Source organism: Faecalimonas sp. LCP19S3_D12, from assembly GCF_052121495.1.
Taxonomy (GTDB): Bacteria; Bacillota; Clostridia; order Lachnospirales; family Lachnospiraceae; genus Faecalimonas.
Map to the genome: position 1 here is coordinate 17,505 of NZ_JBQKED010000027.1, position 21,445 is coordinate 38,949.

The 21,445-nt window shown below is 37.5% G+C and carries 14 protein-coding genes; 4 read left to right on the top strand and 10 right to left on the bottom strand.

What is annotated here, in order from left to right; translation table 11 throughout:
- Positions 1-82: 82 nt before the first annotated feature.
- From ACTQXY_RS09540 to ACTQXY_RS09565, 6 genes are all read right to left on the bottom strand, one after another.
- Positions 83-1,210, bottom strand: a complete 1,128-nt coding sequence (locus ACTQXY_RS09540) for a hypothetical protein (protein WP_441659268.1) — start codon at positions 1,208-1,210, stop codon at positions 83-85.
- Positions 1,207-3,342: a hypothetical protein gene (locus tag ACTQXY_RS09545; protein WP_441659269.1), complete on the bottom strand. Its 2,136-nt coding sequence runs from the start codon at positions 3,340-3,342 to the stop codon at positions 1,207-1,209. The genes ACTQXY_RS09540 and ACTQXY_RS09545 overlap by 4 nt, the downstream gene beginning before the upstream one ends.
- Positions 3,343-3,356: 14 nt before the next feature.
- Positions 3,357-4,226 carry an ATP-binding cassette domain-containing protein gene (locus ACTQXY_RS09550; protein WP_441659270.1) on the bottom strand — a complete coding sequence of 290 codons (870 nt, stop codon included), beginning with the start codon at positions 4,224-4,226 and terminating at the stop codon, positions 3,357-3,359.
- 4 nt (positions 4,227-4,230) lie between these two features.
- The gene (locus ACTQXY_RS09555; RefSeq protein ID WP_441659271.1) at positions 4,231-5,745 is read right to left on the bottom strand and encodes a hypothetical protein; all 1,515 of its coding nucleotides are present in this window, start codon (positions 5,743-5,745) and stop codon (positions 4,231-4,233) included.
- 67 nt (positions 5,746-5,812) lie between these two features.
- Complete coding sequence (locus tag ACTQXY_RS09560; protein ID WP_441659272.1) at positions 5,813-6,181, bottom strand: hypothetical protein; 369 nt, start codon at positions 6,179-6,181, stop codon at positions 5,813-5,815.
- A gap of 396 nt (positions 6,182-6,577) precedes the next feature.
- A complete protein-coding gene (locus ACTQXY_RS09565) occupies positions 6,578-6,820 on the bottom strand; it encodes a hypothetical protein (RefSeq protein WP_441659273.1) in 243 nt (80 codons plus the stop codon).
- A gap of 137 nt (positions 6,821-6,957) precedes the next feature.
- Here ACTQXY_RS09565 and ACTQXY_RS09570 point away from each other — a divergent pair, with 137 nt between their 5' ends.
- The 4 genes from ACTQXY_RS09570 to ACTQXY_RS09585 all read left to right on the top strand — a co-directional run bounded on the left by ACTQXY_RS09570 (position 6,958) and on the right by ACTQXY_RS09585 (position 10,032).
- On the top strand, positions 6,958-7,380 hold the full coding sequence (locus ACTQXY_RS09570; protein WP_441659274.1) for a plasmid mobilization protein: 423 nt from the start codon (positions 6,958-6,960) through the stop codon (positions 7,378-7,380).
- Positions 7,367-8,026 (top strand): relaxase/mobilization nuclease domain-containing protein, encoded by a 660-nt coding sequence (locus tag ACTQXY_RS09575; RefSeq protein WP_441659275.1) that lies wholly within the window; start codon positions 7,367-7,369, stop codon positions 8,024-8,026. Before ACTQXY_RS09570 ends, ACTQXY_RS09575 begins: the two co-directional genes overlap by 14 nt.
- Before the next feature lie 8 nt (positions 8,027-8,034).
- Positions 8,035-8,997, top strand: a complete 963-nt coding sequence (locus tag ACTQXY_RS09580; RefSeq protein ID WP_441659276.1) for a hypothetical protein — start codon at positions 8,035-8,037, stop codon at positions 8,995-8,997.
- Positions 8,998-9,087: 90 nt separating this feature from the next.
- Entirely contained in the window at positions 9,088-10,032 is a 945-nt protein-coding gene (locus tag ACTQXY_RS09585; protein ID WP_441659277.1) for a hypothetical protein, read from the top strand.
- Positions 10,033-10,080: 48 nt separating this feature from the next.
- Here the strand turns inward: ACTQXY_RS09585 and ACTQXY_RS09590 are convergent, their stop codons facing one another.
- From ACTQXY_RS09590 to ACTQXY_RS09605, 4 genes are all read right to left on the bottom strand, one after another.
- The gene (locus ACTQXY_RS09590; RefSeq protein WP_441659278.1) at positions 10,081-10,917 is read right to left on the bottom strand and encodes a YodL domain-containing protein; all 837 of its coding nucleotides are present in this window, start codon (positions 10,915-10,917) and stop codon (positions 10,081-10,083) included.
- 30 nt (positions 10,918-10,947) lie between these two features.
- Positions 10,948-13,611: an LPD16 domain-containing protein gene (locus ACTQXY_RS09595; RefSeq protein ID WP_441659279.1), complete on the bottom strand. Its 2,664-nt coding sequence runs from the start codon at positions 13,609-13,611 to the stop codon at positions 10,948-10,950.
- Positions 13,612-13,666: 55 nt separating this feature from the next.
- Complete coding sequence (locus ACTQXY_RS09600) at positions 13,667-19,171, bottom strand: helicase-like domain-containing protein (protein ID WP_441659280.1); 5,505 nt, start codon at positions 19,169-19,171, stop codon at positions 13,667-13,669.
- 196 nt (positions 19,172-19,367) lie between these two features.
- Positions 19,368-21,443: a hypothetical protein gene (locus tag ACTQXY_RS09605; protein ID WP_441659281.1), complete on the bottom strand. Its 2,076-nt coding sequence runs from the start codon at positions 21,441-21,443 to the stop codon at positions 19,368-19,370.
- Positions 21,444-21,445 lie beyond the last annotated feature (2 nt).

The following is a 21,445-nucleotide window of genomic DNA, read 5'->3' on the forward strand; positions in this document are numbered from 1 at the left end:
ACTATTACACATTTTCATTAAATGAAGTTAAATAGTTTTGATATTGAAGATACATAATTACACCTTATGCAAAATCTTCTATTTATTGTATTTCCTCAATCTTTTGCCAACTTCTATCTTCCAAATGATAAAAATAAGGTTCTCCTTCCTTATAAATCAAATATCCATTTTCAGTTTTGCCCTTTACATTAATTTTGTCTAAATCTTGATATTCCTCAAACAAATATTTTTCTTTCTCAAAATCATACCAATTACCATATGTCTTTTTTTTCTCACCATCCTTCATATTTTTACGAAATTCAACATGATCTTCCCTTGCCCAAACTTCATCTACATCATCTTTCCATTCTAGGATACCATTCTTTTCCTGTGTTTTTATATTATAACTTTGTAATTCCTTTTTTTCATTGGTTTGCAAATAAAGCATATCATTTTTGATAATCTGCATATCGAATACTTTCGCTGTATATATTTTATCAAAAGTTTCAGCTTCGAAATCATATCTCAAATACTCGCAGTCTTTGTCATGCTCTGTATCTTCCCATGGAATCTGTAACAAATATATTCCATTTTCGCTTCCTCCACACGGAACCGTATATTTCCCCACATTTTCTGCTCCGTTTAATAAAATAGTCTCCTTTTTAGTTTTTAAATCATACATTATAATAGACGGTTCTGCCGTAGTTAAACCACTTCCATCTTCTAGTTCCTTTTGTGTCTGAACCGATAAAATTACTTTTCCTTTATACAATCCTGCTTGATTAGGAAAAATCTGTGCATGTTCAAATACGTGTAATCTTTTTTTTTCACTTCCATCTTCATTCATGGAATATAATTCAAGTTTCGTTTCCTCTTCCTGTTTCTGTACTATAAAATATAATGTACCATCTGAATATGCCATACATCCCATAATTCCATCCTCAACCGCTGGGCATTCTTTAGAATCATGCTTACAATTAACTTTTTGACACAACACTGTCTTTTTACCCGTTTTTTTATCCACAAAAAAGATTGGTGTATATTCTTCTTCCCATTCAACTCCATATATCCCATCATTCGATTCTGTCCAATTTGACATAACCAAATATTCTTGTTTATCGCTAAATCTGTTTTCTTGTTTTTTTTCTACTACATCTTTTTCATTACCACATGCTGTAAGCATCAAAAAAATAGCAGTAAAAAAACACAACACACTTTTCCATTTTTTCATTTTGTTTTTTCCTTTCTTATCATTAAATAGGTTACCATTACTAAAGCAATGCAAACAGTTGCTACTATTTTTAAATTTGCTGTAAATAAAAAAAATAGGTGATGTATCCAGCTAAGTGCTGTAACAGGCACATACGAAGATAGCATTACAGGTACCACCATGATTCCCAATATAATCCCCGTCAACATATGCTGACTCCTCACTCTCTTTGCACAAGCAGATAAAAATGCGACAATTACCGCTACTACTATACATTGCATAATGATTCCTATTGTAAAAGTAGTGTGTATGGGAATTTTCATAGAATTCTCCCAGTATTGTGACAAACATCCTGTGGGAGCCATCCACTCTAGAGCATATGTATTCTTTTCTTTCATAAATATCAGTATTCCGTTAAAAATCACAAAAGGTATACAATATAAGAGGACTGCTTCCATTTTTAAACGCCACAATTTCTTATTACCAGACCAAGATGTATCTTGCAATACTTCCATTCCAGTTTCCTTTTCTTTTTGATATGTAGGTGGAATTAAAAAGGCAAAAGAAACACACAATAATATAACCAACATTCGAGATACCGAAGTATTTTCAAATAATAACTCATACTGTCTATCTTTCAGCACAATTGGATTTTTTCTATCTTCTCGCAAGTTTTCTATTCGTTCCATATATTTTTGAAAACCACCTACACATTCCAATTCTTTGGTAAGCTTATAACTTTTTACAGAATCATTCGTCTGATTCAATTCCTTTTCCAAGTTCTCCAACCGCATTTTTTCTAATGCAATTCTATCATCTGTTTCTTCTGTAATTCTATTTCCAAATTTATCAATATATTTCTGATAATAAAACTCATCTGTTCCTATATAAGTTTTATACTGACAAATGGCTATTATCTGTATACTCATACAAGCAAGAAATAAAAATATAGCACCTTGATAAATCCAGATTTTTTTCATTTCATAATAAAACAATCCATGTGGATGCCTTTTTCTTTTTCTTTTTCCTTTTCTATAATATTTCTTTTCTTTTAAATGATGTTTTCCACTCATCAATAATAAGAATATTGCTATAGCAATACATATAACTATCCCTAAACTCTGTTCAATAAGAATATTTCCAAATTTAAGAATTTCATAATTTTTTATTATCGATTTCCCTGTAAAAATCCCCCACACATTCCATATTCGGAAGGCTGCCTCAACTCCATCTCCACTCATCATATTTTGAGTAAGGATACTCCATAACATAACAATTGCTAATCCTGCTGCAGTTTTTACTTCCGACACGGAAAATCTAGCTAAAAATATGGCAATAGATGTAATAAAGAAAGCTGCAAGCCCTTGCAACGCTAGAGATGCAATCATATATGTACCTATATTCCATGCATATGGAACAGAATAAAATCCTGGCACGCTTTGAATAGCAGCATCCATTGAGATAAATCCATATGTTCTACAAGCTAACGCCATATTGATTAGAAATGTACCAATTAGATAAATAAGTAATGTTCCATATACCGTACATACTTTTGCAATAAACAAAGGTTTTTCACCTCTAAACATTGTACGAGAAAAATCTGCTTTCCCGTTTTTTTGTTCCTGTATAAATACAACACTTACAAGGTAAATCAATAAAACAATAGCCAAGATATACTGCACATAGAAATCTACAATTTTCAGAAATCCTTGATACGGCTGTCGCTTCATCGGTGCGTTAATTTTAAGGCTTTCATATTTTTGTGCAATCCGTTCCATATACTGATTCTGTTCCACGTCTTTTGCAAAAACAGAAATACTCTGGTTTTGACGATACCTACTTTGAATAGATTCCCTATATGAATCATAGTCATCTATAGCTGATATTTCGTCTTCCATATATGAAAGTGCTTTATACTCTCCATATCCAGTATTTTCATTTTTCTTTTCTTCTTGTAGCCAATTCACAGCTTCATTTTCTGTCATATCATCTGTATCTTTATGAAATTTTAAATACGTATGATGTGCTTCTTTATCTTGATTTAATTGTCCCTGAAATACTACTGCAGAAAGAAGAAAAAACAACAATACTATTTTTAAAACGGAAGCATTTTTCCACAATTTTTTCCATTCATATAAAATCAATTTCAGCATCGTTTTCCCCCTTACTACTCACTACCCCTAAAATAATATAAATACACATCTTCTAAATCTGGATATACATCAACTGCTTTTTCTGGTTTCTTTTCCTCAGATTTCAATAAAATTTTAGCATAAATTTTGCCTTCTCGTCGATACATACTGCTAATCTGGTATCTTTTCTCCAGTATTTCTAATTCTTCATTCGCTTCCAATTCACAAACTTTACCACACAAACTTTCTGTAAGTTCCAAAACACTGCTTTCTGCCAAAAGTTCACCTCGATTTAAAAGTAACATTTTATCAGCAATCAATTCCACATCGCTTACTACATGGGTAGCTATCAAAATAATTTTATCTTTTGCACATTCTGCAATTAAATTTCTCATCTCAATCCTTTTTTTCGGATCAAGACCAGCTGTAGGTTCATCTAAAATTAGCACTTGAGGATTATCTAATAATGCCTGAGCAAACATTAATCGCTGTTGCATTCCTCCTGATAAAGTACGGATTTTCTGTTTCCTCACATCCAAAAGTCGTACTTTTTTTAATAATTCTGTGGTGGATTCTTGAAGTTTTTTCTTGTCCATTCCTTTTAATGTACCTACATAATATAAATATTCTTCTACTCCAAATTCAGGATACAGACAATGTTGCTGTGGCATATATCCCAATAACTTTAAAAATTTTTTTCTATCTGCCCGAATATCTTTGCCATTAAATAATATTTTTCCTGTTGTCGGTTCTATAAGCATACAGATTAATTTCATAAGCGTACTCTTTCCAGCTCCATTGGGGCCTAAAAGACCATATATTCCAGGAGAAAGTTGTAAATTTAATTGCTTTAATGCTTCTTTTTCCCCATAGCGTTTTCCAACATCTTTTATTTCTAGATGCATTCCATCACTCCTCCCATATATCCAATTGTTTTTGCAATTCCGAAACTACTTCTCCCACTTCGGCTTCATTCAGTTTTTGTTCCTGTTTTTGTATAAATGTTGCAAGAACAGGTATATCTTCAAATTCTGTCTTACCTTCCATGTCACTATAAATTTGAGAGATTTTTGCTATTTTTTTAGAAAGTTTTTCATCTAGTACAGGGGTAAAATTACAGTATGGCTGAATCATTATTTCTTTCAACAATTGTTCTGTTATTTCTTCTTTTTCTTTAACTTCTAGCTTGTTTGGATATGCAATTCTATTATTTCCAATACTTTTAAAACTACCCATAGAAGATAATCCTATCTGCTCATTTTTGTAATTCGCATACCCATCTTCTAATTGATAATCTTTTTCTGGAACTCCATGAATCATAATATTGGAAAGTTTTTTATCATACATAGATGCCGCCAATACTTGAACTGCTAATTCTTTTTTATCACTATTTTTTAAAACTCCATTCCCAAAAGAACTTTCTATTCGCCTATCTCCTAACATTATCTCTATCCAGTCAGTTTCTTCATCCTGTGTCAATTCTCTTATTGTTGGTATATCAGTCATGCAGAATACAGGCATTCCATTTTTATCTTGCCGTTCTATATGTGCATCCAAGTTTTCTGTATAAATCAACTGATTTATTTCTAACATTTTTTTCATTTCCGGTGTATCTAATAAATTAACGACCTTTTTTTCTTTTATGTCAACTGCCAAATTGCAATCTCTAGAATTTCTTATTACTGGAACATATCGTTTTTGAATGTATCCACTATATTGTAAGTCAGTAGCTGAAGTCAAATAATATTTATCATCCAAAAGACGTTCTTCTTCAAAATACGGCTTAAGAAATGCTATAATTTCTTCTGGAGTCATATTTTTTATTTTTTCTTCATCTAAATTTATTTGATATTCTTCTAAAAACGGTTTATAAAATACATATGTTGGCTCTAATACAGATGCGTTTCCTCTAGGTATCTGATATGCTTTTTTATTAATTGCATTTGCCTGCCAAACTGTTTCTGGAATTGCCTTCAAAACTTTTTGATTTTCTTTTTTCTTTAGATACTCATCCAACACCAAAAACTCATCATATTCCAACGGAGAAAAACTAACTATATCCGCATCACTATCTTTATTTATTAAATTTTCTATCATTTTTGTTTGAAACAAAAACTCCTTTTCATACAATTTCGCACTTTCAAAATCTTCCTTCTTTGCTTCATATCTGTTTGGCACAAATTTAAAAATTACTTTTGCAGGTATATTTAATTCTTCTAAGCGTTTATTAAATAATTGAAATCGTTCCGTTTCTATTTCCTGATACTCTACTATTTCTTCTTTTTTCACACCATAGGCTTCCGGATCAGAAATATACCACACGACTTCTTTCTTTTTTAAAGAGCATCCACAGAAAAGACCTATAAATAAAAATAACATTATAGTTACTAAAAAATAATTCTTATTAAATTTTTTCTTTTTCATAGTTCCTCCATTCTAAATTAAAGAAGTGCCAGTGAAATCTAGATTTCACTGGCACTCTCTTTGATTTCTAATAATATTTCTCAACCGAACCTGCGTAACTGCCGTCTAAATAATATGCCATATTCCCCATATAAGTCTTAAAATGATTAGGAGCATATTTTGTTTCTGAAATTTGTCCTTTACTAACACTCCTACTTACTCTCTGTGTATTATAACGTCCATTAATATCTACACATTTATAATTCCCATCAATTTTCTTAGGAGTGATTGGATTCATAGGTGTAGTACTTTCAAATACAGAAAATACTCCTTTTGAATCAGTCAAAGAAATTTTTGCCTTACAGTCCGACGCACTTCTTGGTGTTGCGGCACTAACAGAAATTGATGACGCTAACAATCCCATAATTAGACCACATACTAATACTTTTCGTTTCATATTTTTGTTCTCCTTTTCGTTTATTCTTTCCCTAAACATACACGTGTATTTGTATATTTAATGTATCATACAATTTTAATTTTGTCAATTTAACCTTCTCAAAAAACAGTCAAAATATACTATTTTTTTTAAAAATATAATTTTTATTTATTCAAACATCATAATTTTTTTATCTCAAAGCAAGTTTCGCCTGAGTAACTCAAAACTCACTTCGTGACTTTTTCCTACTCGGCAAACTTGATGGGGATTTCGCTCCCCATACCCTCAACATCATCATATTTTTCAAATATGTATATTGGCTCCTATCTTGATAGTCGCAGCGTGATTGTTCCATCACGGTAATAAAAAAGATGTCTACTGCTACACTTTTCATAGCAATAAACATCTTTTTCTAAATTACTGTTCTTCTTTCTGATCTTGGGCTTTTAATATTGCAAGAACATCTTCTACGGTTCTTCCCGAAGCAACTACCGCCCGGAACAATGTTTCCTTTTCCTGCTCCTCAATTTTCGCCTGAATTTCTTTTCTTTTAGAACGAAGCTGCTTCAATTCATTCTCTACTTCCTGAATTCTTTCGTTTACTGTTACAAGCTGTTCCTCCAAAGTAAGCACATTCTGTTTTTTTCTTCCTCTTGGCATAGTCAACCTCCATACAATTATTTTTTCTATTGTATCATGTTTTCAAACTATTTTCACAGTGATTTTATATTTTCCAATACAGTTCCCTCTATCGGCTTATATATAAATAGAATTTTTATAAAAGGAGATTTTATACTATGGCAAGACCAAAAAAAGAAAAATCATTACGGCATACACATCAAATTATGCTGCGTCTTACTGATACAGAATACGAAATTATATCTTCTCAGGCAAAATCCGCAAATCTGCCTTTGGCAGAATTTGCCCGTAGACAAATTATGAACAAAAGAACAATTCTAAAATACGAACTGGTGGCTGATCTGCCGGAATTAAAAAAATTGATTTCCGAGTTTGGAAAAATAGGAAGTAATCTAAATCAGATTGCCCGGTACTTCAATAGCGGCGGTATTCATTCACAGGAAGTACAAAAATCACTCCAACAGAGTCTTTCTAAAATCTATGAAATGAAATACGAAGTCTTAAAACTTGCCGGAAACTTTTCTGCCCAAAATATATCTGCTCCCACTCATTCAAGAGGTAATGAATATGGCAATTCTTAAGCATATTGCAATTAAAAATATGGACTACGGAGAAGCACAACGTTATCTTCTGTTTCAACATGATGAACATACGAAAAAGCCAGTCCTTGATGAAAATGGAGAACTCATTCCAAGAAAGGAATATTACATTGACGGTATCAACTGTGATCCCTTCTCTTTTGATTTGGAATGTAAAGAGTTAAACGCACAATATCGTAAAAACCAAAATTTTGATGAAATCAAATCTCATCACTATATTCTAAGCTTTGATCCGAAAGATACCGAAGATCATGGATTAACCGGAGAAAAGGCACAACGACTCGGATTAGAGTATGCTCAAAAAAATTTTCCGGGACATCAGGCTCTTGTCTGTACCCATACAGACGGAAATAATGAAAGCGGAAACATTCATGTACATATTGTAATCAACAGCCTAAGAAAATATGATGTAGAGCGCCAGACATTTATGGAACGTCCCTGCGATGCCCGTGCCGGATACAAGCATCATCTAACACCGACTTATCTTATTTATTTAAAACACTCACTTATGGATATTTGCCATAGAGAACATTTACATCAGGTGGATTTACTTTCTCCGGCAGAGAAAAAATCACAGACAGAGAGTATCGTGCAAAGCACACTGGGCAAAAAAAGCTGGACGCTCTGAATAAAGAAATGTTGTCCAAAGGAATTGCTCCACGCCAAACCGTTTTTCAGACACAAAAGGAATATCTGCGAACCGCTATTGAATACGCCGCTGCTTCTTCCTGCAATATCGAACAATTTCAGGCAGCACTTTTCAATAACTATCAGATTACTTTAAAAGTAAGCAGAGGACGTTTCAGCTATCTACACCCGGAACGAAACAAGTTCATTACCGGAAGATCACTAGGTTCCCATTACACAGAAGATTATCTGCTTTCCATTTGGGAAAAGAAGAAAGAACCCCAAATGCAATCTCACACAGGCTCGGAACTTTTCACTCCTCATTCTGCTTCTACTGTTACGGAAAGAAAAGGAACTACAGCCTTCTGTTTTATAAAATCAGACCTACGGCTTGTCATAGATCTGCAGCAACGTGTCAAAGCGCAGAATAATCCGGTTTATGCCAGAAAAGTAAAGCTTTCCAATTTACAGCAAATGGCAAAAACCATTGCTTATGTACAGGAACGTGGCTATTCCACAGAAGCGGATTTGATGACCGCACTGACCACATCACAGTCGGAAACTGCCAACTGCCGAAAAAACCTCCGTTCCACACAACAGGAATTGAAAAGGCTCAATGAACAAATTCATTACACCGGACAATACCTTGCAAATAAATCTGTTTATAGGGAATTTTTACACGCAAAAAATAAGAAACAATTCCGACAGGAACATCTGTCAGAAATTACGCTTTATGAAACTGCCCGGAATTTCTTAAAGCAGCACTCAGAAAATGAAACATTGCTTTCTATGAAATTATTAAAATCTGAAAAAGAAAAACTGCTTTCCATAAAAAATATGCAGCGTCAGGAATATCAAAAAAGAAAACAATACGAAAAAGAATTGCAGACTGTATGTAAAAATGTCGAGATGATTCTTCATGGAAAGTCTGATTTTGAAAAGAATTCTGAAAAGGATATACCACCACGCTAACCCTTATGCTCCAAAATTTCTTTCTATTTTTGTTGTATTCTTTTGTTATCTGTTTTATACTAAAGGCAAGATAGAAAAGGTGGCGATTTAGTGGAACTGGAAACAACGCTATCGCAAACAATTCGTACTGCAGGAAGCAATTCAGATTATGACTCTGCTTGTAAACGGCTGCTTTCTGAAAAAATCATTCTTGCTTGGATTATGAAGAATTGTTTAGAAGAATATCGGGAATGCAGCATTTCAGAAATCATTGAAAAATATATTGAAGGTGAACCGCAAGTCGCAGAAGTTCCGGTTCTGCCTGATCAGACCAATCCCTCTTTAATCAAGGGAGAACGCACAGAAGATAAAACCATTACGGAGGGAACGATTACCTACGATATTCGTTTCACAGCAACTGCACCAAAGTCTGGTGAGTTCATCCGTTTAATTATCAATGTAGAAGCACAAAACAATTTTTATCCCGGTTATCCGTTGCTTAAACGCAGCATATACTATTGCAGTCGTATGATTTCTGCTCAATATGGTACTGTATTTTCATCTGCACAGTACGATAAAATTCGCAAAGTCTACTCCATCTGGATTTGTATGAACCCACCAAAATCCAGAGAAAATACTATTACCCAATATTACATTGCAGAAAAATCGCTTGTGGGACATGTTACCGAAAAAGTGGAAAATTATGATTTGATGTCTGCTGTTATGATTTGCCTCGGCAAACCGGACAGTGAGAATTATCACGGAGTTTTAAAATTATTAAATGTTCTGCTTTCTTCAGAAACAACACCGAAGGAAAAAGAAAGAATTCTCCATGATGATTTTGATATTGCAATGACGCAGAATTTGAAAAGAGAGGTGTCGCTCATGTGTAACTTAAGTCAGGGAATTGTTGAAAGCACTACTGAACGAAATACTTTAGACAGTATCCGCAATCTAATGGAAACACTAAACTTGACTACCGAAGAGGCTATGGCAGCTCTGAAAATTCCAGAAGCAAAGCGCCCAAAATATGCCTCCATATTAAAAGAACTATAAAAAGAACAAGGGAAGCCTGAATACACAAATTCAAGTTTCCCCTTCTTTTTATTTCCTTTTCCGCTCTCTCTCATTCTCCATAACCGATTGTGGCAAGTTCTTCGCATTTAAAGCTGCCTGTTTTAAATGCAGACGGTCTAACACAGAAGTTCGTGTTCCGATCTTACGGGGCTTTGTTGGCAGATTATTCATTCTTCCATCAATCATATTATAATTTTGTTCTTCTGTAATCTCTGCACTTCTTAAATATTCTCCATTTTCATAGGATTTCTGCCAGTTTTCCAACACAGGTGTCCCTCTTTTTTCCTGTGTTTCTTGTGGGTGCAGATAGGAAAGAATCTGTTCTTTGACGGTTTCGTCAAATCCTGCCGTAACCTGATCCACGATTAACTTTCCAGTTCCATCTACCACTACCCAAGCAGCATTTTTCCCGTATGTCGTATGCTCCATCAGGAAAAATTCTTTTCCTTCCACCACCAGATTATCGAAGGCAAGCCATCTTCCTTCTTTCCCTTCAAGCTGAAAATTAGTAGTGGCAAGAGAAATCAACGTATTGGAAAAACCATTCCGAATAAAATCATCTAAAACAGTAAAGCCCTCTTTTTCTAAATAGTAGGCTGCCGCTTCCCCATTCTTATCTAAAATCAGCATGTCCCCAATGCTTAGGGAATGTCCGGAAAAATTTTTCGGTAACTGCTTTGTCAAACGGTTTCGGATATTATCCGGTGTTTCATCGTACCGCATCCAGCTTCTATATACTTGTTTATAATCTGTATAGCGTATCTGGATATGTTCTTTTTGTAACTCTGCATAAGAACGAAAACGCTTTTTTCGGTTTTCGGGGATTTCTCTAAGCTGATACACTGCAAATTGATTACCTGCCATAACCGTTTCTCCTGTATTTCCATTTTTCCATTACAATTCTGCTTCTTTCTTACGAGTATAGGACGTTTCTTCTTTTTTCTCCTGTTTCTTTAACAGTTCTTTACGCTCCTTTAAGGCTTTTAGCACAGAAACTTTTCTTCCCATTGTTCCCTCTGCTTTTGTCTGCTCCGCTGTGTTTTCCCGTTGTTTTTCTGCCAAGATTCTTTCTAAATCTTGCATTGCTTTTTGTACCAACGGGCTTTCTTTATAATGGGGGACTAAGTCAATCAAGTCTTTGGAGATTTTCCCTCCAGACATCAATTCGTATTCTCCATCATAAATGCTTCCGTCTTTCAGGCAAAATCCAATTCCTTTTATTCCATGAATGCGGTCTGCCGGAATCGTTTTGTATTTTTCTACGGCTTCTTCCAATGTCAGATTTTCATAATATTCCCCCATAGAAGGAAATTCCATACATTCTGCAGCATAGAAAGAAATTCGGGGTTCTTGTAGCGTTTCCTGTGGTATCTGTCCCTGCTTTTCTGCTTCTCTTTCGTCAAGATACTGTTCTGCACGCTTTATGTATTCCTGCAGTGTCCCGGTTTTTTCCAACGAAATAGGATTTATGTCAATTTTCAATCCGGCAATCCTCATTCCATTTTCCTGAAGCAGATTAAAAAAGGCATCTTCCCTGATGTCCCCGGTATAAGAAAGCGCCACATCAAGATCGGAGTCTTCCCTATACAAAGTTTCTCTTGTACGGCTTCCATATACCCTTGCTGCCAATAAAGTGATTTCTTCATATCCAGCCTCTTCCAGTTCTGCCTGTGCGTAACAAAGTATCGCTTCTTCAATGTTCTGTCGGCTTTCACCATGCAACAGTTTTTCTTCCCGAATGCCAATCTGTGAAGTTGGTGTCAGTTCCCCTTCATAGAATCTCTTTTTCTCCCCTTCTATTACAGATTTTTTAAGTTCTTCATAGGAAAATGGCTCACAAGGCAATTCACCTATTCCTTCCTCTTGAAATATCTGGGAAAAAACCTCTTCTTTGGAAGCAGTTATATTCTCATAAAACTGTCCACCAATCTCACGAAACGCTTGGTCATAAATGATACATTCATAGCCTTCTGAAATTTTCTGTAACATCACATACCCATATCCAGATCGAAAAGCCACGTTATTTTCTTCACTCTCCATCAGGGGTTTTAATGCCTCATACGACTTCTGCGGAAAATATTCTGCCCGTTCAACCTGTTCCTGAAGCATTTCACTATCGATCTTTCTACATGCAGTCAAATCTGCCCCTTCCTCTAATAGCAGTGTTTTTGCCGCTTCTTGAAGTGTAACATCAAAGGTATCGTATACCCCTCCATCTAATTCTTGAAACTCTTGATTGTAAAAGGTATAATCATACCCTTCCTCTGTTTCCTGAATAAAGAAAAACTGTCCCGTTGTTTCTATCTGGTAAGCTGCTTCTCTTTCTGCTTCGTCGAATAAACTTGCATTTGAATTTTCCACCTTCTCCTGCTTTTTGGCAGTTTCTTTTTCTTCCAGATACTCTCTGATTGCTTTCACAGCCTCCTGATCCAGACCATTTTCCAAATCCTGTGCTACCACTTTACCATCTCCATTTACCAGAACCGGCGCTACCGAAGCTCCGTATTCGTTATGCTCCATGAGATAGAAATGTTCCTTCTCAATTTCCACTTCTTCTACCGTATGCCATAAGCCTTCATGCTGTTCTAATTCCACTGCTTTGGTATCCATACCAATTTTTATTTCTTTTTCGTTCTGAATACCATCTCTTTCACCTCTGTCTGTTTCTAATTCTTTCATTTTTTCTTCCAGTTCCTTGATAAACTCTCCTGCTGTTCTTCGTATTGCGTCCATGAATGTCCTCAATTCCCACATCTTCAGATTGTCACTCCAACCCGCAATATAAGGAAAAGAATAGTCAGAAGTATCCAGTCCGAAATATTGACACACTGTATAGGCAATGCTTTCCGCCTCTATCTCCTTTGTTCTCTGATCTTTTTCCTCTCCCGTCTGTTCCAATACTTCCCTGTCATGCAGCTTTGCATGGGCAATTTCGTGAATAAGTGTTTTTATCGTCTGGCTTTCACTCATATCTTCTTTCACAACAATCTCTTTCTTTTTATTGCTGTAATACCCCTTTGCTTCTCCTTCTGTTTCACCAAAGCGGATAGGAACAGGGGATAATTCTCTGACTGCCTGTAAAAACAAGGGAAAATTTTGTACCTGCCCCGCTAAATCCGATATTGCAAGTTCCGGTAAAGGCTCTCCATACGTTTGTGATATATCAAATACACGGACTACCCGAAAATCAGAAACGACATGCTCCACCACTTCTGTTTCTGGCTGCCCATCCGGTCCCAAAATCGGCTCATTTGTTTCCGGATCAAATTTTTCTACCAGTTCCTTTTCTTTCCTCTGTGAAGGAGCAATAATCTGAATTCCCTTCTCTCCCTTTTTCACCTGACGATGAAAATTTTTCTGCCATGCAGAATATCCCGCTACCAAAGTTGCTTCTGGTCTTTGCAATGCAATCAAAACCGTATTATTAAAGCTGTAATTATAAAATTTTGACATAGTTTTTAAATATTCTGTATACCGTTCTGAGGTAAATAACGCTTTTACACCTTCTTCCAACTGCTTCGTAATTTCATACATTTGCTGCTCTCTATTTCCTGCCATAGACAAATCCTCCATCGTAAAAATGTCCCGTCAGTTTCCTAACGGGACTTCCTCTTTATAACTGCTGTTCCTGCTTTTTCTTCTGCATATTTCTGTTTTTCCAGCCTTTTTCCATATTTCTTTGTGTGGTTTTTAATCTGCCAAGCACTGAAGATTTTTCTACTTTTCCTTTTCGACCTTCTGACACTCTGCCTGCATAATTGACTGACCTTCTCGGCAAATCTGCCACCTGATCTACTTCTTTCTCCTGATCTTGCGGCATTTCCTTTTCATCCATATTCAAAAGGGAGTTCAGTTCTGCAAGCCTTTCCATCTTCTCCTGCAATTCCTTTTCTTTGGGAAAAGGCTTCTCAGCTTCCTCCTGTGCTGTTTCCAACTGCTTCTGCAGTGTTTCCAATTTTTGCTCTGCTTCTTCCATTTTCTTTTCAATTCCACCTAGCGCATTACTGATACGCTGTAAATTTCCAAGAATATCCTTTCCCATCTCAATCAGATAACTGCACTTTCTCTTAATGGTCATGATGTACCGTTGATTAAAAGCATCAAATTTTGCGTATAAAGAAAAGTCATGAAACGTTCCTATTTTTCCCTCTGTATGAATGGCTTTTAATCCTTCACATGCTGCCAAAAGTGCGGTTCCTGCTTCTTTTTTATCCGTAAAGGTTTTATTGGAAACAATCATGGAAAACTCTTCGTTCTCAAAAATAGGACGGACGGCTTCTGCATCGGAACGAAGCCCCGCAAGGCGTTCTTTCTGTGCTGCAATCTGCATTGGATAATTCTTTGCAATATCCGTTTCCAGTTTATATTTCTGACTGGTATGGTTTGCTTTTAATAATTTCAATTTGCTTACCTGTATATCCAAGTCCATTTTTTCCTTGATATAAGGATTTCCCGTTGCCAGTGCCTTAATTTCTGCATACGACAATGCTGTGTCATCAACATCTTCACAGGCACGAACAGGGGATTTGCTTGTCATAATCTGGGAAATAAATTTCTGTTTATTCTCCAAAATCTGCCACATATACGCATCAAAGGTATTCTCTGTCACATACCGGAAAATCTTTACCTTTTTATTTTGATTGCCCTGCCGCAAAATTCTTCCCTCCTGTTGTTCCAAATCTGCGGGCTTCCAGGGGCAATCTAAATGATGAAGGGCAATCAGGCGATCTTGAATGTTCGTACCTGCCCCTAATTTCGGGGTAGAACCCAGTAAAACCCTGACCTGACCGGAACGCACTTTTGCAAAAAGTTCTGCTTTTTTTGTTTCCGTTCCCGCTTCATGAATAAACACAATTTCCTCTTTTGGTATCCCTTTTGTTACCAGTTTTTCCCGAATATCATCATATACATTAAAAGAGCCGTCACTTTTTGGTGTTGATAAATCACAGAAAATAAGCTGTGTAGAAAGCTGCTCCTTTGTTTCTTCCCAAATAGAAAAGGTATTTTCCACACAACGGTTAATCTTGCTGTCTTCATAATCTGGAAGCATGTCATTGATAAGACGCTGATCCAGCGCACATTTTCGTCCATCATTAGTGATTTTAAGCATATTATCAACGGAAGCGTCCACACCTCCACTTCTTACAATTTCCGCACGTTCCCCAAACGCCGCCACTAATTCCTGCTGTTCTTCACTCGGCTTTAACACTTCATTGATATACTCTGCTTCCGGCACAGGTAAATGCAGCATATCTGCAGTCTGAATATCCGCACTTTCTTTAAAAAGAGAGATCAACTCCGGAAGATTAAAAAAGCGGGCAAACCGTGTTTTTGCACGATAGCCCGTTCCTTCTGGTGACAATTCTACTGCTGTCACTGTTTCTCCAAAAGTTGCCGCCCAAGAGTCAAAATGTCCCAACTGTAACTTTTGCAAAGTATCATATTGTAAATACCGCATAATGGTATATAGTTCCGTCATACTATTCGAAACGGGGGTTCCTGTGGCAAAAGTAACACCCTTTCCTCCCGTCAGTTCGTCCATATATCTGCATTTCATAAACATATCTGAACTTTTCTGTGCGTCAGTCTGTGCAATCCCTGCAATATTCCTCATTTTTGTATAAAGGAACAAATTTTTGTAAAAATGGCTCTCGTCTACAAACAGCCTGTCTACGCCTAACTGCTCAAAGGTCACCACATCATCTTTTCTAGTATCATCGTTTAATTTTTCCAGTTTTTTCTCCAGACCTTTTCTCGTTCTCTCCATCTGCTTTATGGTGTAACGTGGACTGTCATCATTCTGCGCTTCTTCGATTGCCAGCATGATTTCTTCTATCTGCTGTTCAATCATTGCCATCTGACGCTCTTTTGACAGTGGAATACGCTCAAACTGGCTGTGTCCAATGATAATTGCATCGTAATCTCCTGTGGCAATCCGAGAACAAAATTTCTTTCGGTTCGCCGGCTCAAAATCCTTCTTGGTAGCTACCAATACATTGGCTCCCGGATAAAGCCGGAGAAAGTCACTCCCCCACTGTTCGGTCAGATGATTCGGCACAACATAGAGATTTTTCTGCGAAAGACCAAGCCGCTTACTCTCCATTCCCGCTGCGATCATCTGGAACGTCTTTCCAGCCCCTACACAGTGTGCCAACAATGTGTTTCCTCCATACAATACATGGGCTACTGCATTTTTCTGATGTGGCATCAAGGTAATTTCCGGTGTCATTCCTACAAATTGAATATGACTTCCATCATATTCTCTGGGACGGACACTGTTAAAAATCTCATTATATTTCTTACATAAGGCTTCCCTTCGGTCTATATCACGAAAAATCCATTCCTTAAAGGCTTCTTTAATCATATCCTGCTTTTGCTGTGCCAGCATAGTTTCTTTCTTATTTAATACTCTGTGTTCTCCGTCAGCGTCCTGTATGGTATCATAAATCTTTGTATCCCGCAGATTTAACGCATCTTCCAGCAAACGATAGGCATTTGCACGGGCTGTTCCATAAGTAGCAGTTACCCGTGTATTCCCATACGTATCCAACGATTTCCCTGAAATGTTCCACTGTCCGTTTACCGGGGCATATTTTACCTCAATCCGGCTTCCAAGATAATAGTCTGGTGTCTGAAATAGTTCTCCCATAAACTCGGTGATATACTCTGCATCCACCCACGTTGCGCCAAGTCGGATTTCAATTTCTGATGCTTCCAATTCTTTTGGCTGCACTTTTTCAAGCGCCTGCACATTCACCTGATAGCGATCGTGATTTTCAGCAAATTGTTTTGCTACTTCCAGCTTTACCCGGACATTCCCTGATAAATATTCATCTGAAGTTTCCCACTTTTCCGTCAATGGATTTTGGAAAATAACTCCGGTTAATTCTTCAATAATCTCTGCCTCCGGCTTTCCTGTCAGTTCTGTCATAAAGGACAAATCTATTTTTGCACGTTCTGCCAAAGACAGAGCAAGTGCTTCACTTGCAGTGTCCACACGCTCTATCGGTTCTGCTTTTCGGATTGTACGCTTATGAAAAATATCTGCTTTTCTTTTTAACCTCCCCTCTTCGTCTAAAAATTCCAGAGAAGCAAGCAGACAGTAGCTGCTGTCCTGTGAAAATGCCCGACGGTTTACAGTGCTGTTGAGCAGTCCATATTTCTTTGTAAAAGTATCATAGGTTTGGTTTAATTCCTTTTGAAGACTCTTGATTTCCTCCTCACCGGCATCTTCCATCTGGCTGTCAATCAACTTTCTGGTAATATCCCGAATCTCTATCATGCCTATGACACGTTCTGTTGTCACAGCAGGTAAATCCATACGGTTCATTCTGGAATTTTCCCGATAATACACCTGTTCTCCAACCTTTGCAAAACTGAAATTCTTCACAGACGGATCAGCCAGAATGGAGTCTTCTGTTTCATTTAAGTCCAATTCGTCAAACTCTCTGACTGTAATCTGCCCTTGAATAAAAGGAATAACCGATTTTAACTGTTCTTCCAAAGAAGTTTCTTTTCTCGGCTTTACTGTAACTTCCATTCTTCCATACTGATTGCTCTCAAGCGCAAAGTCCCCCAGCACCATTTCCGGATGTTCTACAAAATAAGAATTGATTTTATATCCCTCTTCGGTTTCTCCCACTTCCACCCAAGAAGACTTCTGCAGCACTGCCCGATCCCGTTTTTGGAAAAATAAAATATCGGATACTACATCTGTTCCGGCATTTTTGCGAAACGCATTTTCCGGCAAGCGGATTGCACCTAATAAGTCTGCTTTCTCTGCAAACTGCAATCGCACTTTTTCACTTTCTTTATCCATCGTCCTGCTGGAAGTAATCACCGCTACTACACCTCCGGGACGTATCAAATCTAAAGACTTCACAATAAAATAGTCATGAATCATCAAAGAATACTTATCGTATTTTCGGTCTGATACCTGATAATTTCCAAATGGCACATTGCCAATCACGCAGTCAAAAAAACTTTCCGGATATTCTGTTTTTTCAAATCCTTTTACCTCTATCCGGTTCTTTTGATAGAGCTGACCTGCAATCTTTCCAGAAATCGGATCTAATTCTACACCATACATCTGAATGCCCTGCATATTCTCTGGAATAAGTCCCATGAAGTTTCCCACGCCGCAGGAAGGCTCCAGTACATTTCCCGTAGATAATCCCATATTTTCTAAAATCTGATACATGGCTTTGATCACCGTAGGCGGTGTATAAAAAGCATTTAACGTAGAAGAACGTGCTTCTTTATATTCACTTTCACTCAGTAAACCTTTTAGCTCCTGATATTCCTGACTCCACTCTTCTTTTCTGTCATCAAATGCCGCTGAAAGACCACCCCAGCCAACATATCTGGATAAAATTTCCTGTTCTTCCGGTATTGCCAAACGATTTTCTGCTTCCAGCTTTTTTAATAAAGAAATTGCTTCTATATTTCCACGAAACTTCTCTTTTGGACTTCCGACACCCAGCGCATCATCTGTAATCCGAAAGTTATTCCCTTCTTTTGCATATTCTTTCTGCTGTGGAATGGTATCTTCTTTTGTTGGATTTCGTTTTTGTGGAACAGCCGTTATAATTTCTCCGTCTGTACCTATCACATCTATCGTATCGGCAACTTCGTTATCAGGCTGTGATAAGTTTGGTTCTTCTAATTTTTCCATGTCAAATGGCTCTTCCTGCATAAAATCAAACAGGGATAATTGTTGATTTTCATTCTCAACAGATATTTCTTTTTGCCGCTCCGGAAACAGTGTATACGTCCCTTCTATATACTGATGAAGAATTGCAAGGGTTTCTACACGTTTTTCGTAATTCTCAAATTCTAAAGGTAAGGCTGCAAGGGCTTCGTCCATTTTTTTAACCAGTTCTTCCGCTGTTTCTTCCTGCTCTAACAGAAGTGGTAACTCCTGTCTTTCTTCTTCCCCCAAAAAACCGTCTGAAAACGGACGTTCAATCTCCTTTGGAAGTCGATAATAAAAGGAAACAATACGGTTCGCCATCTGTTCTCTCTCATAAGAGGGCATTCTTGTATAGTCTGCCGCTTTTAAATAAAAATCCTGATCAATCAAAAACTCAATGCGCTTTGCCACCTGTGTCCATTTCAAAAATACGGTAGCTTCCGGGTGGCTATAAGAACCTCTTTCCAGCCTTAGTCCTTTGCTATCGTAATCCGCATGAGAGTGATCTGCACCAGAAAGGGCATGACTTCTTCCACCAATCCCATAACTTTCCTTTACAAAATCCGCTTTCTCTCTTTCACTTTTGTCCTGAATAAAAAAAGCATAGGTACTAAGTCTTCCATCACGATAAGAGCCGCCACCCCCCTAAAAACGCATCAATCTCATCTTGTGTAATAAAAATAGGATGTTCCTCCCAAGCAAACCCTTCCCTTGCCTGATAAGGAACTGCCTCTTTTGCAAATTTCTGAAACTGTTCTAAAACTTTGTCCGGGCGGTAAAAATGAAAGCGCATGATTTCTTTATCTTCTTGGTAATACTCTGCCAGCGCTTCCAATCGCTCATTCAAATCTGCCAAATACCCCGGCTGCTCCAGTAATGCACATACCTTTTCTGTAACCGTCGGAAAGGTATTGTGGAATACTTCTGTATCTTCAAATACCAGTTCTGCGACGCCCTCTGCCATATCCCGTTCCATATAGATTAAAGCGTCTGCATGTTCTTTCAGCGCATTTTCTCTCGCAGCATCTAAGACAACCTGTGGTGCATACTCTCCCTGTCTGAGCAACTGGTGTATTCTTCCACTGGCTTCCTCCCAAGATAAGAATACTTTATCTAATACATGATCACGTACCGTATGCCCCACTACAATCTGCATACCTAATTCATCATACCAGACAGCATACTCCCTTCCTGAAATCTGTAAACCGATACCACCTTTTCCATATTCTTTTTGGACAAATTCTGTATACGCTTCTTCTGGCTGCTCAATCATAAAATTATAGATGATCCGTAAATGGCTTCCAGTCCGGTTTCCTCCATAGCGCAATACTTCATCTACGATTTCTGCCGGAATTGTCACTTCTTTTGCATAAAGAGCAGCCTGCCTTTCTTCAATTTCACGAATCTGTTTTTCTACGGGAGGTAATTGGGGCAAAGAAAGAGCAGAGGCAATTTCTTCCTCTGCTCCATCGAAATCCTGTTCTGTTTGTTCCTCACTTAATTGTATACCAATTCCGTCAAAACGCTCTCCTCTGCCATCTGCTGGAGATTGTTCATGTGTGCCACCCACTTCATCTGATCTGCCTCCTTGTCCGGAGCCGGATATTGCATAAGAAGTCCATTCATCAGAACTTCCATTCTCTCCTGTGCTGCTTTCTCGATTTCCATCAGATGTTTCTCCAATTTTCCTGTCAGCAGCATGCTCTGATACCAGTTCTTCCGGTTTTCCTTCAGGAATGTCTTCCGAAGCATTCCGTACTTCCCGATGTTCACTGGTTCGTTTTCTATTGTCAGGTTCGGAAACAGGTAATCCCCTTTGCGGTAGTATGTCAGTTCCATTCTCATTTCCTCCATTTCCTTCACTTTCTTGCATTAACGTGTTAAACTCATTATAATGTGTCCGAGAAGAATTTTCAACCCTTTTTTGAGATTTTTCCTTTTGTTCTTCCCAGTCCATTCTCCATACTGTCCGCCCAATATCCCGAAGAATCGGTTCTACAATCTGATTGGTTGCATTTCCTAAAAATGGAAGGACTGACATCGAACGAAAATCTGTAATTGCAGTAAAATCTCCTTCTTCCAAAACGTCCATAGGATCAAGACCGCAGCGGCGTGACAAAGAATAAAAGATACTGTTTTGCAGCAACTCCCGGAACTCTGTCTGTATGGTCTGTTCGTCCAAATCTTCTAAAAAAGTGCCTTCTACTTCATATTCCAGACCTTCCATTGCTTCTTCCAGATTTTCCTCTGTCATATCTCGTGCAATTTTCCAAAGTGCCGACGTAAGGGCAACGGTATCTTCTCCTGCCAGACCATATACCTCAGACAAATGATCCAAAAGCGGCTCCTTTTGATGTTCCTTCAACTGCCATAAATATGGTGTTTTTCCACCCTGCACTTTATGTGTATCAGAAACATCAAATACATACCGTAGTCTTTTTTTCGGGTATCTGTCATCAATTAAAGCAATCCCTTTTGCTCCCCGGTTTACCCACCGTTTCATTTTGTGATTCCAAATTTCCAGCTCTGCACAGGCAGTTGCCCCCGGACGCTGTGCATGAATTAAAAGTGTATCAGAAAAAGAGTAACGGTACAGTTGTGATGCAGTATCCAGATAATGCAGCCAATCTCTTGGAGAACTGCTGATTTTTTCCGCTTCATATTGGGCAAGCCCCAAAATCTCATAGAGTTTTCCCATGA

What these genes read in the sequence shown, in the direction of transcription:
- ACTQXY_RS09560 (WP_441659272.1), bottom strand. Translation starts at nt 6,181, where the DNA reads ATGAAACGAAAAGTATTAGTATGTGGTCTAATTATGGGATTGTTAGCG.
- ACTQXY_RS09580 (WP_441659276.1), top strand. Translation starts at nt 8,035, where the DNA reads ATGTTGTCCAAAGGAATTGCTCCACGCCAAACCGTTTTTCAGACACAA.
- ACTQXY_RS09590 (WP_441659278.1), bottom strand. Translation starts at nt 10,917, where the DNA reads ATGGCAGGTAATCAATTTGCAGTGTATCAGCTTAGAGAAATCCCCGAA.
- ACTQXY_RS09550 (WP_441659270.1), bottom strand. Translation starts at nt 4,226, where the DNA reads ATGCATCTAGAAATAAAAGATGTTGGAAAACGCTATGGGGAAAAAGAA.
- ACTQXY_RS09565 (WP_441659273.1), bottom strand. Translation starts at nt 6,820, where the DNA reads ATGCCAAGAGGAAGAAAAAAACAGAATGTGCTTACTTTGGAGGAACAG.
- ACTQXY_RS09555 (WP_441659271.1), bottom strand. Translation starts at nt 5,745, where the DNA reads ATGAAAAAGAAAAAATTTAATAAGAATTATTTTTTAGTAACTATAATG.
- ACTQXY_RS09570 (WP_441659274.1), top strand. Translation starts at nt 6,958, where the DNA reads ATGGCAAGACCAAAAAAAGAAAAATCATTACGGCATACACATCAAATT.
- ACTQXY_RS09575 (WP_441659275.1), top strand. Translation starts at nt 7,367, where the DNA reads ATGGCAATTCTTAAGCATATTGCAATTAAAAATATGGACTACGGAGAA.
- ACTQXY_RS09605 (WP_441659281.1), bottom strand. Translation starts at nt 21,443, where the DNA reads ATGGGAAAACTCTATGAGATTTTGGGGCTTGCCCAATATGAAGCGGAA.
- ACTQXY_RS09595 (WP_441659279.1), bottom strand. Translation starts at nt 13,611, where the DNA reads ATGGCAGGAAATAGAGAGCAGCAAATGTATGAAATTACGAAGCAGTTG.
- ACTQXY_RS09545 (WP_441659269.1), bottom strand. Translation starts at nt 3,342, where the DNA reads ATGCTGAAATTGATTTTATATGAATGGAAAAAATTGTGGAAAAATGCT.
- ACTQXY_RS09540 (WP_441659268.1), bottom strand. Translation starts at nt 1,210, where the DNA reads ATGAAAAAATGGAAAAGTGTGTTGTGTTTTTTTACTGCTATTTTTTTG.